At 58.0% G+C, this 19,020-nt stretch carries 9 protein-coding genes; 5 read left to right on the plus strand and 4 right to left on the minus strand.

The features are described 5' to 3' along the window. Positions 1–463: 463 nt before the first annotated feature. Genes IP581_RS02820 through IP581_RS02830 form a run of 3 tightly spaced genes read left to right on the plus strand, consistent with a single transcriptional unit; the run spans position 464 to position 14,333 of the window. Positions 464–2,119: a ShlB/FhaC/HecB family hemolysin secretion/activation protein gene (locus tag IP581_RS02820; protein ID WP_193821707.1), complete on the plus strand. Its 1,656-nt coding sequence runs from the start codon at positions 464–466 to the stop codon at positions 2,117–2,119. Positions 2,120–2,131: 12 nt separating this feature from the next. Then, positions 2,132–14,038, plus strand: a complete 11,907-nt coding sequence (locus IP581_RS02825; protein ID WP_228007810.1) for a hemagglutinin repeat-containing protein — start codon at positions 2,132–2,134, stop codon at positions 14,036–14,038. A gap of 4 nt (positions 14,039–14,042) precedes the next feature. Beyond that, the gene (locus tag IP581_RS02830) at positions 14,043–14,333 is read left to right on the plus strand and encodes a hypothetical protein (protein ID WP_097401118.1); all 291 of its coding nucleotides are present in this window, start codon (positions 14,043–14,045) and stop codon (positions 14,331–14,333) included. Between the two features lie 132 nt (positions 14,334–14,465). Here IP581_RS02830 and IP581_RS24090 read toward each other — a convergent pair whose 3' ends face one another. Further along, positions 14,466–14,621 (minus strand): SymE family type I addiction module toxin, encoded by a 156-nt coding sequence (locus tag IP581_RS24090; protein WP_228007811.1) that lies wholly within the window; start codon positions 14,619–14,621, stop codon positions 14,466–14,468. Positions 14,622–14,747: 126 nt separating this feature from the next. On the opposite strand from IP581_RS24090, the gene IP581_RS02840 reads away from it, so the two are divergent. Next, the gene (locus IP581_RS02840) at positions 14,748–15,368 is read left to right on the plus strand and encodes a DapH/DapD/GlmU-related protein (protein ID WP_193821708.1); all 621 of its coding nucleotides are present in this window, start codon (positions 14,748–14,750) and stop codon (positions 15,366–15,368) included. 5 nt (positions 15,369–15,373) lie between these two features. Here the strand turns inward: IP581_RS02840 and IP581_RS02845 are convergent, their stop codons facing one another. Further along, positions 15,374–16,726, minus strand: a complete 1,353-nt coding sequence (locus IP581_RS02845) for an MFS transporter (RefSeq protein ID WP_193821709.1) — start codon at positions 16,724–16,726, stop codon at positions 15,374–15,376. A 129-nt stretch (positions 16,727–16,855) separates the two neighbouring features. Here IP581_RS02845 and IP581_RS02850 point away from each other — a divergent pair, with 129 nt between their 5' ends. Next, positions 16,856–17,764, plus strand: coding sequence for a LysR substrate-binding domain-containing protein (locus IP581_RS02850; RefSeq protein WP_193821710.1), 909 nt, complete (start codon positions 16,856–16,858; stop codon positions 17,762–17,764). Between the two features lie 69 nt (positions 17,765–17,833). Here the strand turns inward: IP581_RS02850 and IP581_RS02855 are convergent, their stop codons facing one another. Together IP581_RS02855 and IP581_RS02860 are read right to left on the minus strand one after the other, a co-directional pair. Then, positions 17,834–18,382: a flavodoxin family protein gene (locus IP581_RS02855; RefSeq protein WP_017457750.1), complete on the minus strand. Its 549-nt coding sequence runs from the start codon at positions 18,380–18,382 to the stop codon at positions 17,834–17,836. 53 nt (positions 18,383–18,435) lie between these two features. After that, complete coding sequence (locus IP581_RS02860; RefSeq protein ID WP_086870248.1) at positions 18,436–18,867, minus strand: DoxX family protein; 432 nt, start codon at positions 18,865–18,867, stop codon at positions 18,436–18,438. Between the last annotated feature and the right edge of the window lie 153 nt (positions 18,868–19,020).

Below are 19,020 nucleotides of genomic sequence, written 5' to 3' on the forward strand. Positions count from 1 at the left end.
TAATATATTTAGATTTTATCTGTAGTATTTTTCATAGCGGTTAATCATTTTATTCTGTCATGGCTGATTTGCTAATACAGAATGTCTTTACCTTGTTCATGTGTTTAATCATTACTTTTGCAATTATTAAACCCATCCCTGATGAGATGTTCGGGAGTTTTTCTCTTTTTATTTATGTATAACGAAAAGTCATGAAAAATAGTTATAAATAGCAATGCGTGTTGTTGGATTATTGTTAATCCTGGCTGTTTTATATTTCTCCCATCGCTTCGGTTACTCTAAATAATGAATCCGGAATATATCCGGCGCTAAAGCTAAATTTTAATAGCTTTTCTCTATTTACGTCCTGAATATTGTTTTTTCATTAAGCCCATAAGAAAATACTTAAAAATGATGATTATAACCAGCCTAACCAAAATTTACTGGTGAGGGCGTCATTTATTCTGGTCAGGGACGGGCTAACGTGCGCTATTTAGTGGTGTTGATATTTTTTGTCACGGCGGGATTGCAGGCCGCGCCATTATCACCGGCGGATCGTGATGCTGTCCGTCAGCAGCAGGAACAACTGCTGCGCCAGAACCAGCAGCAGCGCGACGAGCTGGAACGCGCCACACCGCTGCCGCGCGCAGGCCAGAGTACATCTGCCCCGCAGACCGGCGGCCCCTGTTTTGATATTCACACCATCACCCTTTCCGGCGTCACCCTTATTAACGCAAAAGCGCAGCAGAAGCTGCTCGCGCCCTGGCAGAACCAGTGTCTGAATATGGCGAAAATAACCGGACTCACCGCCGCCATTTCCGACTGGTATATCAGCCGGGGCTATATTACCAGCCGCGCGTTTCTCACCGAACAGGATTTATCCCACGGGGAATTACGCATTGTGGTGCTGGAGGGAAAATTACGTCATATCCGCCTGGAAGGTGAATCGCCGCGCATGCTGAAAATGGTATTTCCGGGGCTGGAGGGAAACGTTCTCAACCTGCGGGATATTGAACAGGGCATGGAGCAGATTAACCGTCTGCGCAGTCAGCCGGTACAGATTGAAATAGTGCCGGACAGCGAACCCGGTTATTCCATTGTTAATTTAACCGCCACGCCGGAATTTCCGTTAAGTGCCTCCGTGTCGCTGGATAACAGCGGGCAGAAAAGCACCGGTGAAAATCAGCTGAGCGGTTCACTGACCGGCAATAATTTACTGGGACTGGCGGATAAGTGGTTTGTCAGCGGCGGACGCAGCAGCGATTTCGCCACCGGGTATGACGCGCAGAGCTTTCAGACAGGGGTCAGTATTCCGTACGGCTACAGCCTGCTGGATTACAGCTACGCCTGGAGCAACTACCGCACCACTATCCTCAACCAGGGGTTTCCGTGGATCTCTACCGGGGATACGAAAACCCACCGCCTGAACCTCTCGCGCGTTATTTTCCGCAACGGCGACATCAAAACCGCGCTCAGCGCCGGCATCACACAGCGCGCATCGCGCAACTGGCTTAACGACGCCCCGCTGGTGAGCAGCACGCGCAATCTTTCCAGCCTGCAGCTTGGCATCAGCCACACGCAGAAACTGCTGGGCGGCGTGGCGACCTTTAACCCGACCTACAGCCACGGCATGCCGTGGTTTAACGCCGAAACCGATGACGGCAAAACCGGCGATGTGCCGCGCGCGCAGTTCCGCAAGGGGAGCCTCAGCGCCAGTTTTCAGCGCCCGCTCACCAGTGACCTGCTGTGGCTCACCAGTCTGTACGGGCAGTGGTCGCCGGACCGGCTCTACGGCAGCGAGCGCCTGACGCTCGGCGGCGAAAGCTCGGTGCGCGGGTTCAAAGAGCAGTATATCTCCGGCGATAACGGCGGTTACTGGCGCAACGAAGTGAATTACACCCTCTTCACACTGCCGGTACTCGGGCAGATAAGCGCCACGGTGGCGCTGGACGGCGGCTGGCTGGAGAAAGACCGGCTTGACCGGTACGCCGCCGGCACGCTGTGGGGAACCTCTGCGGGCCTGGGCAGCGCCGGGCGCTGGTTCGCCAGCCAGCTCTCGGTCGGCACACCACTGCGTTACCCGGACTGGCTCGGCCCGGACCACCTGACGTTTAACTGGCGTGTGGCTGTCACTTTTTAAAGGAAGACAAGGATGAATACCGATAAACCGGTTCGTTTTTCGCAGCGCGCACTGAGCTGGCTGATTATCGGCCTGCTGGTCTGGCAGCCCGTGGCACCTTCCTTCGCGGCGGCCATCACGCCGACCGGCCAGGCCACCATGGACAAAGCCGGCAACGGCGTGCCGGTGGTGAACATCGCCACACCGAACGGCGCGGGCATCTCGCACAACCAGTTTAACGAGTACAACGTCGGCCAGCAGGGGCTCATTCTCAACAACGCCACCGGGCAACTGAACCAGACCCGGCTTGGCGGGCTTATCCAGAACAACCCGAACCTGAAGGCCGGGCAGGAAGCGAAGGGCATCATCAACGAAGTGACCGGCGGCAGCCGCTCGCAGCTGCAGGGCTACACGGAAGTGGCAGGCAAGGCGGCAAATGTGATGGTCGCCAACCCGTACGGCATCACCTGTAACGGCTGCGGCTTTATCAACACGCCGAATGCCACGCTGACCACCGGCAAACCGCAGTTTGACGCGGCGGGCAACCTCTCCTCACTCGAGGTGACAAAAGGCACCATCACCGTCGAAGGCCAGGGGCTGAATGCCAGCGGCAGCGACGCATTATCCCTTATCTCCCGCGCCACTGAAGTCAACGCCGCCATCCATGCGAAGGATTTAACGGTCACCACCGGTGCAAACCGGGTGGACGCCAGCGGGAAGGCGACCGCCATCAGGGGCGAGGGCACGGCACCGGTGGTGGCGGTGGATACCGGCGCACTCGGCGGCATGTATGCCAACCGTATTCATCTGGTTTCCACCGAGAAAGGCGTGGGGGTGAACCTTGGCAACCTGGCGGCGCGCCAGGGCGACATCACGCTGGATGCAAACGGGAAAATGACCGTCCGGGAGAGTGTCACCAGCGGGTCGCTGACGGCGAAGGGCGACGGCGTGACGCTCACCGGCAGCCATAAAGCGGGTGGCGATATCGCGGTGAACAGCATGCAGGATGTGGCGCTGAACAGTGCCACACTGGCGGCGGACGGCAAACTGACGCTGGCCGGTAATGGCAATACCACGCTTACCGCCAGCAAAATCGCCGCCGGGCAGACGGCGCTCAGCGCAAAACAGATTAACGGCGATGCGGAAAGCCAGCTCAGTACAGCGGGTAACGCCACGCTGGAGGCGCAGGGTATCAACTGGCGGGGTGAGCTGACCGCCGGCGGTAACAGCCGGATAACGGCGGATAAGCTGGATAATGCCGGTACGATAACGGCGAAAGGGAAACTGACGGCCACCACAGGCAACCTGAACAACAGCGGCACCCTGCAGGGGCAGGCGCTGGAGATTAACAGCCAGACGGCGCACAACAGCGGCACGCTGATGGCGGCGGGGGATACCCGCATTACCGCCGGGCAACTGGATAACCAGGGTACGGTGGCAGCAAAAGGCAGCCTCACCGCATCGGCCTCTGCGCTGAATAACGGCGGAACATTACAGGGCCAGTCGCTGGGCGTGACCGGCGATGCGCTGCACAACAGCGGCTCGCTGCTCTCCGAAGGTGATACCCGGCTTACGGCCACACAACTGGATAACCAGGGGACAGTGGCAGCAAAAGGTCAGCTTACGGCCACCACCTCCACGCTGAAGAATGGCGGCACACTGCAGGGGCAGACGCTTGCGGTCTCCGGTGATGGGGTACAGAACAACGGCACCCTCGCCGCTGACGATTCCCTGAACGTGAAAGCCGGTGCGCTGACCACCGGCACCGGCTCCACTGTTACCGCGAAAGGCGATGTGACGCTGACCGCGCAGACCACCGCTGATATCGGCGGGCAGGTGAATGCCGGTAAAGCCCTGAACGTGAAAGCAACTGACCTGCAGACCCGCCAGCAGGCACAGCTGCAGAGCGGCAGTAACCTGACGCTGGCGGCGGATAACACTGCAACCCTCAACGGCACCCAGGCGGCGAAAGGTACGCTCAGCGTGACGGCGAAATCCGTCAGTCACGGCGGGAAATCAAATGCGTCCGCCATCACCCTGACCGCCCCTGATGTGCTGAACAACAGCGGCACGCTGGTCGCGGATACGCTCAGCCTCGGCAGCCAGCATGTCACCAGCAGCGGGCTGCTGCAGGGCACACAGGCTCTGAACCTGCAGACGGACTGGCTGGAAAACCTCACCGGCGGCACGCTCTACTCCGCAAAAGACCTGACGCTTGCCATCCCGCAGCTGAACAACAGCGGCTTAATCACCACCGACGGTGACCTGCATCTGCACGGTAACAGCCTGACCAGTAGCGGCGAACTGAACGGCGTGAACCTGTTCAGTGACTACACCCGTCTGGAGAACAGCGGGCGACTGCTGGCGGACAACACGCTCAGCCTGACGGCGGATGACATCCGTAACGGCGGCGTGCTGGCGGCAAAAAACACTGCTATCACCGCGAACACCCTCAGCAATACGGGCAGCGTGCAGGGCGACGACGCGCTGACGCTTAACGCACAGAACACCACCAACAGCGGGGCGCTGGCGACGGCGGGCACGCTGAACCTCGGCGGGCAGACCCTCAATAACCAGGGCAACCTGAGCGCCACCACGCTGCTGCTGACGCTGGCGCAACAGGTGAATAACGCGGCGGACGGGCGCATGGTCGCGGACGACGTCGCCACGCTGAATGCGCCGCAACTGAGCAACAGCGGCCTGATTGCCGCGAAAAACCTGACGCTGAACAGCGCTGACATCACCAGCAGCGGCACGCTGCAGGGCACGGCGCTGCTGACCGCTTCCGGCACCACGCTGACTAACCAGCAGGGCGGCCTGCTGCTCAGTAACGGCGCGGTGACGCTGAAAAATGACCGGCTGGACAACGCCGGGCAGATTCAGGGCGACACGCTGAACCTCGCGACCGGTCAGTGGATGAACACCGGCACGGTTCTCGGGCAGAGCGGCCTGACCGCCACGGTCAGCGGCACGCTGGATAACCAGGGGCAGGTGGTCAGCCGGCAGGGGATGACGCTCACGGCAGGCAACAGCAGCAACAGCGGCGCGCTGATGGCGAAAGTGCTCGCCCTGCACGGCGATTTGCACAGCAGCGGTCTGATTCAGGGCGCTGACACGCTGACATGGGACGGCAACACGCTGACCACTTCCGCGGACGGGCAGCTGGTCAGCGGCGGCAGTCTGGCACTGCAGGGCAACGCCCTGGACAACGCGGGCCGGATGCAGGGGAAAACCCTGACCGCGACGGCGGACAGCCTGCATAACAGCGGCACGATGCAGGCGCAGGACGCGCTGAACGCACAGGTTACCGGCACACTCGCTAACCAGGGGCAGATACTGAGCCAGGGGCAGGCGGATATCCGTGCGGCACAGCTGAATAACGACGGGACGCTGGCGGCAAACGACCTCGCCGTGACGGCGCCGGTGGTAACCAGTAACGGCATTCTGCAGGGCAATCACAGCCTCACCTTCGCCACGCAGAGCCTGTTTAATGGGCGTAACGGCCAGCTGGCAAGCGGCGGGCTGCTTGATGTAAACCTTGATACGCTGGAAAACCAGGGGCTGCTGTATGTCGGCGACGCCCTGACGCTGCATGCCGGCAAACTGGTGAACAGTGGCAGCCTGGAAGCGGACGCACTGGACATCACTTCTGACGGCACACTGAGCAACAGCGGCACGCTGCTGGCGCACACTGCGGCTTTGCTTCGCGCGGATGCGCTTGGCAACAGCGGACAGATTGCCGGCAACACCGTGTCGCTCAATGGCAACACGCTGACCAACAGCGGCCTGATTCAGGGCGCGCAGCAGGCACAGGTGCATGCAGGCAGCATTATCAACACCGCCTCCGGTAACTGGCTTTCCGGTGGTGCGCTGACGTTTGACGGCGGCAGCCTGAGTAACGCCGGAACGCTGCAGGGCGATACGATTTCCCTCACCGGCACCTCGCTCGACAACAGCAACATCATCAACGGGCTGCATGGCCTGAGCGGCGTCTACAGTGGTGACATCACCACTGACGGGCAGATGGTCAGCGGCGGGGCGACGAACCTGCGGGCAGACGCCATCACAAGCGCCGGGCGCCTCACCGGCGATACGCTGGCACTGGATGCCGGCACACTCGTCAACAATGGATTGTGGCAGGGGACGCACGGTCTGACGCTGAACGCCGGTACGCTCATCACTGGCGCGAACTCGCGCACCCTGAGCGGCGGCGATTTCACACTGAACGCCGGGCAGCTTAACACTGGCGGCACCCTGCAGGGCGGGCGGATCAGTGTGATGGCAGATGACTGGACGTCCGGCGGTTCGCTGCTGAGCCAGGGGAGTCTGAACGCGGATGTGGCGGGCACGCTGGCGCTGCCGGGTGCGCTTACCAGCCAGGGCGCGATGACGCTCCGCGCGCAGACGCTGAATAACGACGGGCAACTGCTCAGCGCCGGGGATATCACCCTGCGCGGACAACAGCTCACCAACAACGGCAGCGTGCAGGGCAAAACGCTGTCGGCCCATGAAGGTCATGTCACCAACAACGGTACGCTGACCGGCCTCGACAGCCTGACGCTGGATAACAGCCCGGCCACGGCGACCCTGATGGCGCGGATGGCGATGGCCACCCCGCAGCTGGAGTTGATTAACGCCGGTTCGCTGCTGACGCAGGGCACGCTGGATATCACCGCCGGGAATGTGAATAACACCGGCACCTGGCAGGGGAATAACATCCTGCTGGCGGCGCAGTCGCTGGATAACCGCGGCGCCATTCAGAGCGCCGGGGCGCTGAACCTGCAACTGGCGGGCAATCTGACTTCAGCGACAGGCAGCAAAATCACCGCCATGGGCACGGCGGCACTGCAGGCGCTGGCGCTGACGAACAACGGGCAGTGGGCGGCGAAAAACCTGACGATTAGCGGCGGGACGCTGAATAACAGCGGAGTCATCAGCGGCAGCGACGGCCTGACCGCCACGCTGAGCGGGGATATCACCCAGCAGAGCGGCGGCTCGCTTGTCAGTAACGGCGCCCTGAACCTGACGGCGCAGCGTCTCGGTAACGGCGGTAACATCCAGGGCGGCGGCGTGACCGTCAGCGCAGACATACTCACCAACAATGCCGGTGCGCAGCTGGTCAGCGGGCAGGGGCTGACGCTCACCACGCCGCAGATGCTCAACGACGGGCTGATTCAGTGGGCGGGTGAAAGCCGGATTACTGCCGCCACGCAGGCGCGCAATGAGGGGAAACTGCTCTCCGGCGGGGCGCTGACGCTGACGACACCGCAGTACAGCGGCGCGGGCTGGCTGCAGGCAACCGACCTCATTCTGAACGCGGCAAACAATGCCGCTACCGGTACGCTGCTGGCCGACCGGATGACACTCACCGGCGATACCTTCACGAACCAGGGCACCACTCAGGCGAACGACCTGGCGCTGAATTACCGCCAGCTTACCAACAACGGCACGCTGCTGGGTAACCGCCAGTTAACGGTGACCGCCGCGCAGGTGAATCAGTCTGCCAGCGGGAAGTTCTTCAGTGGCGGTGACCTGCTGGTCGGTGCGAGCGGGCTGAACGCGCTGGGGCAAATCGTGGCGCTCGGCAACCTGACGCTGCAGCTGGCCGATGCGTTTACCGGTAAAACCGCGCTGGCGGCGGGGAAAACCCTGAGTATCACCAGTAACGGCGCGATAGATAACCAGAGCGTGATGCAGGGTCAGGCGGTGAACCTGAGTGCGGGCGGACAACTGACCAACAACGGGCAAATCACCACCGGCAGCGGCGCGAGTACATTAAGCGGCAGCAACATCGTGCTCAACGGCAACAGTTCGCTGCAGGGCGGCGGCGATGTGACGCTGGCAAGTCGTGGCAATATCACGGCGAACGGCTTTGCCGGAACGCTCGGCAGTCTGACGCTCAGTGCGCCAGGAAGCATCGTCAACACCGCGCTGCTGTACGCGGCGAATAACCTGGCTTTATACGCTGGCAGCATCACCAACCAGCGCGGCGATATGCTGGCGGGCAACAACCTGAGGCTGCAGCGCGACGCGGCGGGCAATGCCAACACCGAGGTGGTGAACACCTCCGGCAATATTGAAACCCGCAACGGCGATATCACCATTAATACCGGGCATCTGCTGAATCAAAGGGATGGGTTGAATGCAAATTCTGCAACGACGACACATAACTTGATAGCAGGTATTGGCGATCAAAGGCTCAACCTTCACTATTCGCAGCTTCCTGACGGGACTTACGGGTTATTCAGCACTAACAGAACAGTGAATACCTGCGAAACCCAGGGCGGGTCATGTTCTCTCTGGAATTACACCACTATTAATGTGGCACCTCTCAAGGAATACACTGATTATAAATTTGTACTGAGTGAAACACGTACTGACGTAACCAGTAGTGGTGGTACATCGCGTATTGCATCTGGTCGAAACATGAGCGTCGCAGTAGGTGTACTGGATAACAGAGCCAGCGAAATACTCAGTACGGGTAATATGGCCTTACAGGGAACGCAGCTTAATAATCAAAGCTGGCAAAACAGCATAACCACAGATGCCATCGTATATAAATATGCATCTGATACCTATGCCAGTAGCCCTTATACGGGCGGCCCAATAAAAGAGCACAACACCAACCTTATTTCCTATAACCTGACCATTCCTTACATCCTGCAGGGGCATGAAATAACCACCACTCAAGGGCAGCTTTACCGCGCTGTCATCCAGGCTGGTGGTAACGTCAGTGCCAGCTTCAGCAGCAATATCAGCAACACCAGTACGACCGCGAATGCCGGCGGCGTCAGCGGTACCATCACCGCGCCGTCACTGAATACCCTGAGCAATCAGAATATTGGCGGTAGCGTGGCAAAACAGACGCTTGCCGCGGGGTCGGTGACCGTCAACTCCCCGCAGTGGCAGGACCAACTGCACAACGCCCTGCAGCAGATTAACGGCGGCGGCGCGCTGGATAGTGCCAGCGCAAAGGGTGCCGCGCTGGCAAATATCGGCAGCCAGCAGAAAGGCAGCGCCAGCCTCGGCAATGCGGGCAATCTGGCAAGCGCAGGCGTCACAGGTGCGGTGCTTAAAAACACCAGCACTGGCGCGCTTGACGCGCATCAGGGGAAATCCGTTGATACCAGCGCCTACCCGCTGCCGTCCGGTAATAACGGCTACTTTGTGGTGTCGGCTAACCCGGAAAGCCCGTACCTCATCACCGTTAACCCGAAACTCGATGGCCTCGGCCAGCTTGATCCGAACCTGTTTGGCGATCTGAACAAACTGCTCGGCATCACGCCGTCTGCCGCACCGCGTGAGACCAGTAGCACTTACACCGATGAGAAGCAGTTCCTCGGCTCCGCCTACATGCTGGATCGCATCAAACTTAACCCGGATCATGACTACCGCTTCCTTGGCGATGCGGCGTTTGACACGCGCTATGTGAGTAACGTCGTGCTGAACCAGACCGGTAACCGCTACCTGAATGGTATCGGCTCCGATCTCGCGCAGATGCAGTATCTGATGGATAACGCCGCTAACGCGCAGCAGTCGCTGGGGCTGCAGTTTGGTGTGGCGCTCAATGCCGATCAAATCGCCGCGCTTGACCACAGCATCCTGTGGTGGGAAAGCGCCACCATCAATGGTGAAACGGTGATGATCCCGAAAGTCTACCTGTCGCCGAAAGATGTCACGGTCAATAACGGCAGCGTGATTGCCGGGAACAATGTCAGCCTCGAAGGGGGCAGTGTCACCAACACTGGCGGCACGCTGCTGGCGCGCAACAACCTCAGCGTGGAGAGCGACGGGGCCATTACCAACAGCAACGATGCGCTGATGAAAGCGGGCGGCAACGTCAGTCTCAGCGCCATCGGCGATATCAGTAACCTCAGCTCCACCATCAGCGGCAAAACCGTGGCGCTGGAGAGTCTCGACGGCAGTATTAACAACATCACGCTGGTCGATCAATTTGCGCTTAACACGAAGAGTAAATCGGGTTCGGTCAGCCTTAAAAACACCACGCTTGGTACTAACGCCAGCATCACCGCCACCGATGGTCTGTCGCTGACCGCGAGTAAAGATATCACCCTGACCGGCGCCACGCTGAAAGCGGGCGGTGATCTGCTGATGGATGCCGGTGGCAATATCGCCGTCAACGCAATCGAGAAAAATGACGCGTACGGCCAGTCGGGTTTTAAAGCAGGTTATCTCCGTCAGACGGCCACCAGCCGCGAGCAGGTGTCGTATCAGGGAAGCAGTATCACCGCAGGCGGCAACCTTGCCATGCAGGCGGGCAACGACCTGACGCTCAGCGCCAGTGATGTCAGCGCCGGGAAAGACGCGAAGCTGTCGGCGGGTAACGATCTGAACCTCAATGCGCAGCAGACCCGCAACAACAGCCGCAATGGCAAAAGCGAAAATCACAGCACCGGCCTTGATCGCACCACCGTCAGCGCGGGTAATAACCTGATACTCACCGCAGGCCAGGACATCAATTCGCAGGCCGCCGGGCTGGCGGCTGAGCAACAGGTTGGCATGCAGGCAGGGCGCGATGTGAATCTGCTGGCGGAGGCCACCACCCAGGGTGACAGCTACAAAGCCAGCAAGAAAACGGTGATTAACGAGCAGGTGCGCCAGCAGGGCACCGAGATCGCCAGCGGTAAGGGAACTACGATCATCGCCGGACGTGATATGAACGCCGAAGCCGCGCAGGTGACGGCGAAAGGCGATATCGGCGTGCAGGCCGGGCGTGACGTCAACCTGACGACCGCCACCGAAAGCGATTACCACTACAAGGAAGAGACCAAAACCAAAAAAGGTTTCCTGAAAAAAACCACCACCCACACCATCTCCGAGCAAAGTGCCACCCGTGAATCCGGCACGCTGCTGAGCGGCGATAACGTGACGGTGAAATCCGGCCATGACCTGCTGGTGAAAGGCTCGTCCGTGGTGGGTGATGGCGATGTAGCGCTCAGTGCGGCGCACAATGTCGATATCACCGCCGCCACCAACACCGACTCGAACTGGCAGTTTAAAGAGAAGAAAAAGAGCGGCCTGATGGGCTCCGGTGGCATCGGCTTCACCATCGGTTCCAGCAAAACCAGACAGGATCTGAAAGAGAAAGGCACCACCCAGAGCCAGAGCATGAGCACCGTGGGCAGCAACGGCGGCGATGTGACGGTCAGTGCGGGTAATCAGCTGCACGTCGGCGGCTCAGACCTTATCGCCAAAAACGATCTCGCCCTGAGCGGCGACAGCGTGGTTATTGACCCCGGTCACGACAAACGCACCACCGACCAGAAATTCGAGCAGAAAAGCCGCGGGCTGACGCTGGCGCTCTCCGGCGCGGTGGGGGATGTGGTGAATACGGCTGCCTCCACGGCGATGGCGGCAAAAGATCAGAGTGACGGTCGCCTCGCGGCATTGCAGGGCACCAAAGCCGTGCTCTCCGGGATTCAGGCCTCGCAGGCTTCACGCCTGGCGGCGGCGAAAACCGGCTCTGATGATGCAACGAAGAACGGCTCGTTTGGCGTGATGGTTTCCATCGGCGGGCAGTCGTCGAAATCCACGTCGCATTCCGAGCAGGACACCACCACCGGCAGCACGCTTAACGCAGGCAACGATCTCAGCATCTCCGCCACCGGCAAAGGCAATGCCGCCAACAGCGGTGATATTACGGTTGCGGGCAGTCAGCTAAAAGCCGGGAAAGATCTCACGCTGGACGCGGCACGGGACATCACCCTGACGGGCGCGGCGGATACGCAGAAAACCACCGGCAGCAACTCCAGCAAGGGTGGCTCGATTGGCGTCGGCATTACTGCCGGGCCGAATGGCGCCGGGTTTATGGTGTCGGCCAGCGCGAATGCGGGCAAAGGCGGTGAAAAAGGCAACGGCACCACATGGAATGAGACCACGCTGGATGCCGGGCAGAACATCTCCCTGAAGAGTGGTCGCGATACGTTGCTGCAGGGCGCGCAGGTTAATGGCGATAACGTCACAGCCGATGTCGGGCGCGACCTGACGCTGAGCAGCCTGCAGGACAGCAATAACTACAACAGTAAGCAGCAGAACGTCAGCGGCGGGCTGAGTTACACCTTTGGACCTGGCGGCGGGTTGGGAGCCAGCTTCAGCTACAGCCGCGACAAAATGAAGAGTAATTATGACTCGGTGCAGGAGCAGACCGGGATCTTCGCGGGTAAAGGTGGCTTTGATGTCACGGTGGGCAACCACACGCAACTGGACGGCGCAGTGCTCGCCAGCCGGGCGGATGCCGACAAAAACCGGCTTGATACCGGCACGCTGGGCTTCGCTGATATCAACAACAAAGCGGATTTCAAAACGGAACACCAGGGCGCCGGGTTCAGCACCAGCGGCAGTATGATCGGCAATGTGCTCGGGAATATGGCCAATGTCATGCTGGCAGGCATGAACGGTAAGGGTCACGCCGAAGGCACCACGCAGTCAGCAGTGGCCGACGGCACGATTGTGATCCGCGACAAGGCTGGCCAGCAGCAGAATGTCGCCACGCTGAGCCGCGATACCGAACATGCCAACGGCAGCATCGACCCGATATTCGACAAGGAAAAAGAGCAGCGGCGTCTGCAGACCGCACAGATGATCGGCGAGATTGGCACGCAGGTTGCGGATATTGTGCGGACCGAAGGGGCGATTGCCAAAGAAAGGGCGAAGAACGATCCTGCGGCGCTGCAAGCGGCGAAAGAAACGCTGGCAAGGGATGGCAAACTTAACCCGACGAAAGAAGAAATAGCTGACCAGGCGGGAAGAACTGCGGAAGCGCAATACGGTACGGGAAGTACGCTTCAGCGCGGAATCACGGCTGCCACGGCGGCGATACAGGCGCTGGCTGGCGGAGATATTAAAGCCGCGCTCGCGGGTGCTGCTGCGCCGGAAATTGCTTATCTCATCGGGCAGAATGTAAACGATGATGCAGCGAAAGTTATTGCTCACGCAGTGGTTAATGCGGCACTGGCAGCGGCGAGCGGAAAAAACGCAGCCACTGCAGCAGCGGGAGCTGCAACGGGCGAGCTGGCCGGGATAATTGCCCTCGACGCGTGGGGCATAAAAGATGTCAGTAAACTGAGTGAGGAACAGAAACAAACCGTTTCGGCGCTGGCGACACTTGCTTCCGGGCTGGCTGGTGCGCTGGTGGGTGACAGTGGGGCAAATGCTATAGCGGGTGCGCAGGCCGGGAAAACGACGGTTGAGAATAATGCTTTGGCAATGGAGATGTATGATCTCAACAGAAAAGTTAAAGCAGCCAAGGCAAAAGGTGAGGACATTACCCCGATACTGGATGAGTTCAGGGAAACTGCCAAAAAAGACAGAGCTAAATTAAAAGTAGCTTGTACAGCCAATCCCGACACCTGTGGATTTGCTCGTGATCCTGTAAATGATGCTTACAGCGAATATCTCCAAAACGGGTTTTATCAGGGGATCGATCCTGATGTGGCTCGTACAATAGCTCAGGAAACAGCGAAAGATAATGCGGTTATCAATCAGAATACGAGTGACTTTGGTAAAGGGCTCGTTGTTGCGGCTGAAGGTGTATCTATATTAGCCGGGGTAGGAACCAGTCTTATATTACCGAAGGGTAGCACCGCACAGAAGGGAACAGTTCAGTACACTCAGACTGTAAGCCAGCAAAAGCAAATGAGACATCTACAGGGATCTGCACCTACAAATAAAAGCTATCTTAATTCCCTTGAAGATGCGCAGAAAGTTCTGAATGCATATAACTCTGGCAATTATAGATTGATTAGCGAAAATCCAAAGCAAAGTACAGTAGTGATTGAAGTGAAAACCGTTTCTGGTACGTATATAAATGTTGGAAACCCAAATGGATTGCCTGATGTGAATAAACCAACAAGTATTTTTATGATTCAGTCGAGTAGCTCACCAAAGATTGTTCCAGTGAACCCTGATAAAGGAAAATAATAATATGAATGAGGTTCGTATCTTATTATCAGCACAGAGAGCGATGTTATTTAACATCTGCTCTAAGTTCAGGATGATCTCACTTGAGGTAAATGGTGATAATGTATTGAAAGTTTTGATTATTATCTCAGAGGCTTTAACTGATGAGGAAAAGGACTTAGCTTATTCTTTATCTGGCGAGATAGAAGGTGATTATCCTGAGTTAGTCTCAAGTGATGTTAGTTTTTTACTGGATACGCGAGATATTGACTTATTACCAAGATTAAAAATTTTAGTGTTTTCTCTTTATAAGTAGTTATAACCAGCACGATCCTGGCCTTTACACCGGGATCGTGTTATCAGCGGTTATACTCCTGAAAATGACCCTTGCCATTTCAGAGTGCGCCGGTGTCATTAATCGCGCTCGGAAATCCTTACAGACAGAGCTTCATCTTTTGTTGACATAAGCCACGCTCATACCCTCGGCACAGCCCCACAGTTCGCGGGTGTTCTGGGCGGTGATGATGATGCAGTCCGGTGTCATCCGGATCCGGATCGGCATCCCGCCGGTAAATCCCGCCTGTTCTATCCAATCGCCCTTCAAAAATATCGCGTGATGAACGGCCCGGCTGTAGAACTTGCAGCGGGTGATGGTGACCTTCTCCCCCCGTCATTTTCCCTACACAGAACCGGCATAAAGTAGTGCGATCTGTCATGAGGGAAACCACCGATGAAGCTCGTAAAACTCGCCGAAACCTGGATAGACCCCAGCGTGCGCATACGTGAATGCAAAATTGGTCAGCAGTGTGAAGTGTTGGCCAACAGCCTGATGGAGTACGCCACGCTGGGGGATTTCTCCTACCTGGGAGAATACTGCACCGTCGCCGATGCGCAGATCGGTAAATTTGTGGCGATTGCCAACAACGTGCGTATCGGCGCGCCCAATCATCCGATGGAACGCCCGTCACAGCATCGCATCACCTATTGCCCGGAGTACTACTCTGCCAGCGCCACGCGCGATCACGACTTTTTTGCGCGTCGCCGTGGCGACAGCGTCACCATTGGCAATGATGTTTGGATCGGCCATGCGGCCATTGTATTGCCAGGCGTCACCGTGGGTGACGGCGCGGTGATCGCCGCCGGTGCGGTAGTGAGTAAAAATGTCGCCCCTTACACCATCGTCGGCGGCGTCCCGGCAAAAACGATCCGCCTGCGCTTCCCGCCGCATATCGCCCGGCAGTTGCAGCAGATTGCGTGGTGGGACTGGCCGCTGGAAACCCTCATCGAGCGGCTGGCTGATTTTCAGGATGAACGCGTCGAGGCATTTTGCGAAAAGTGGAGTAAACCGTAACAGCGCTATCGCTGCTCCCGGCTGCAGAGTGCGATCAACATGCCCGCCACGGCTGCGCCGCACAACAGATGAAAGACGACTGACCATGCTGTTAAGTCCGGCTTCGCGCCCAGCAATACGGAAATGATCGCGAGCATCATCGCTCCGGCGATGTACTGGCTGGTAATCATCAGCGCACTGGCGCGCCCCTGCTGGTGCGCTGGCACCGCCGTTAACCCCACGGCAAACATTGCCGGGTATATCAATCCGTGGCCAATACCGCTCAGCGCAATGCCGAACATAAACGCGGGCGACATCGGAGCCTCCAGCGAAATGGCCAGCAGCCACAGGCCGAGCGCGGCGCTGGCAAATCCTGCCGTCAGCACTTTCGCGCTGGCATAACGCGCCGTTAGTCGGGTGTAGAGCGCGTTGCCCGCCACAATCAGCAGCGCCAGCGGCGTGAACAGTAGCCCGGTGGTGACGGCGTCGAGCTGTAATGTCTGTTGCCACAACAGTGTCATGGCATAGAACTGGCTGCCGACGCTCGCCATATAACAGGCGCTGCTCAGCCAGCCACTTTGTAGGCCTGGCAGGCTGCGCAAGGCGCGCGATAACAGCGGCTGCGGGGCAAAGCGCTCATGCAAAATAAACAGCAACAACATCGCCGCTGCCAGCCGGTTGGCGAGAAAATCCGCCGTGCCCGTTTCGCCATAACGCATTAACGCCCATACCAGCGCGCCGGCGGCTGCACAGCCAACCAGTGCACCAACGCCGGAGCGTGGCGTGTCACGTTGCGGGATCAAGTGCTGAAAATCGCGCTTCACCCGCCACAGCGCCAGCAAGCCTGGTGGCAGGTTGATAAAGAAAATTGCCCGCCAGCTTAGCGTTGTGAGTACGCCACCGAGCACCACGCCCGCCACCAGCCCAAGTGCGCCAATCGCGCTCCAGATTGCCAGTGCGCGGCGGTGAGATTCGCCATGAAAGCGTTGACCGATCAGGGCCAGCACCGCGGGTTGCAGTAGCGCAGCGGCGATGCCTTGCCCGGCGCGGGCAACCAGCAACAGTTCGCCACTGCGAGCCAGCCCGCCGAGGACAGATGCCAGTAAAAACAGCGCCATGCCGGTGCTGAAAACGCGCCGTGCGCCAAAGCGATCGCACAGGTTTCCGCCCAACAACAACAGCGCGGCGAAGGTCAGGCCGTAGAGCGACACCACCCACTGCATCGTGCTAAGCGAGAGCTGTAAATCGTGCGCCAGCGTCGGCAGCGCAACGTAGACAATGGCGTAATCCAGCGCGATAAGCGCCTGGGCGATGCCGGGTGCCAGCAGTGCAAAATAGCGTGTTGAAGCGGGCGCAGTCAGTGTGTTGAGTTGCGTCATGGGGTTTTCCTGTTAATCTGCAAGAGGTGAATAATCTTCATGATTACTTTATATGCATTACAGGCTACGCCATGATTTATGGGCAAGGCAAAGTCATATTCTTCAGCTAAAGATGAGTTAAATTCAGTCATGCGCACACGCCGTTTACCGCCGCTTTCCGCTATTCGCGCTTTTGATGCCGTTGCCCGCCATGCCAGTTTTAAAGCGGCGGCGGAAGAGATTGGCGTAACGCCAACGGCAATTAGCCATCAGATCCGCGTGCTGGAGGCGTCTCTGAATCAGCGGCTTTTTAACCGTTCGGCGCGCGCAGTCACCTTAACGGCAGCCGGAGAGATCCTGTTTCGTGCATCGGGGAATATGTTTGCCACGCTGCGCGAAGCGGTTGACGCCATCGACAATGCCAGTCAGCCGGAGGCGTTGACGCTAAGCACTACCTCCAACTTCCTGACCAACTGGCTGGTGCCGCGCCTTCCTTCGCTGCATCAACGCCATCCTGAACTGGAGCTGCGTTTGCACAGCAGCACCGATCTGGTAGATGTGCGTGGCGCAATGGCAGATTGCGCGATCCGTTACAGCATGCAGGCCGATGAGACGCTGGATAACACGTTGCTGTATCGCGATCGCTTTGTGCTGGTCGCCAGCCCGCAACTGGTGCTGAAGCGTCCGCAAGATCTGGTGGGTTTAACGCTGTTCCATATCGAAAACCGCCATGTACCAACGCCGGAACCGGACTGGCAGCACTGGCAAGCGGCGTTTGGCCCGGCGGGTTTACCGGTGCAATCTGGCATTCGTTTTGACGATGAGACGCACGCGATTCAGGCGGCGATAGCCGGGCAGGGCGTGCTGCTCGCCAGCGAGTTGCTGATCCAGAACGCGCTGGCTCAAAAGCTGCTGCGTATCGCGTTGCCGGGCAACTTACCCGGCGGGAATTATTATTTTGTGACCAGCCGCGAGAAAGCGCAGCGACAAGATGTGCAGCAGTTTAAACAGTGGGTGCAGGAGGCGTTTGCTACCGTGAGCATTCCGGCAGAACGCTAAAGAGATGCTGTAAGCACTCACAAAAAAGCCAGGTTTCCCTGGCTTTCTGTTATTGAATTACCGGAAAACTCAGTTAAACCGGCGCGCGATATCCGCAACGCGTTGGCCGAATTTCACTGCGGTATCCAGATCGCCGGAGGCGATCTGGTCTGCGCCTGCATCGGACGGAGACTGCACCAGCAGGCCAACGGAGCCGCCGAGGTTGTTGATGTCCTGGCGCGTCGCGGCCAGTGTATTCGCGGGCAGTAAGCCCAGGCTTACCCAGATGCCGCCATGCTGTGAGGCCAGCGTTTGCAGGTATTGCAGCGATACTTGTTTGTCGCCGTTCAGGCTGGCGCTGTTGCTAAAACCGGCGAAAACTTTGTCCTGCCAGGCGCGGGTGAACCATGCTTTTGAACTGGCGTCGGCGAATTTTTTAAACTGCCACGGCACGCCGCCCATATAGGTTGGTGCGCCGAAAATGATCGCTTTTGCGTCATTCAGCAATTGCCAGTCGCTCTCCTGAATATCGCCGTTATTATCAATGACGATAAGCTGTGCGTTGGCGCCTTCGGCCACTTTCTCCGCCACTGCTTTGGTGTGGCCGTAGCCGGAATAATAGATCACAACAGTAGACATAATTTTCCCCTATTGAAGAGAGATGTCGTGCAAACCAATTTGCACGATCGCCATCATTTTTCTTTGCCAGCAAACAGGGTGTATTTCCCCGCGCCCAAAAACATAATGCTTAAACCACCCAGGAAATAGAGCGCCTCGCTTTCCAGACCCCATGCGCCAACATTGGTCAGGGTAAAGAATTTCCCCGTGCCGACCAGTAATGTGGCGACCAGAATATTGAAGGCGTAAATAAACGCCGCCTGACGAGTAAACAGACCGATAATAATCAGCACTGGCGTAATGATTTCGCCAATGAATACGCCGTAAGCAATAAAGCCCGGCAAGCCCTGCGCCACCAGCATGCCGGAAATCCAGCCGATGCCATGTTGCACTTTGGCTACGCCGTGGAACAGCATCAACACACCAAATGTCAGACGCAACAGCAGCTTGCCAAATTCCGGGTGCGTGGTGAGCCTGAGAAACGCATTGTTCAGCCGGGTAATCATCCTTTTATTCCTTACTCTTGCGCAGGAGAACTTTTGCCATTTCTGGCACCTTAGTATCAAATAGAAACTTAGGCTTTGAGTTATACACATCCGGTTCCGGTTGCGGAAGAAGGCACCCCAAGGGCACTACGTTTCCTCAAGGAAACCTACTAC

The sequence above is a fragment of the Kosakonia pseudosacchari genome (assembly GCF_015167415.1).
Lineage (GTDB): Bacteria > Pseudomonadota > Gammaproteobacteria > Enterobacterales > Enterobacteriaceae > Kosakonia > Kosakonia pseudosacchari.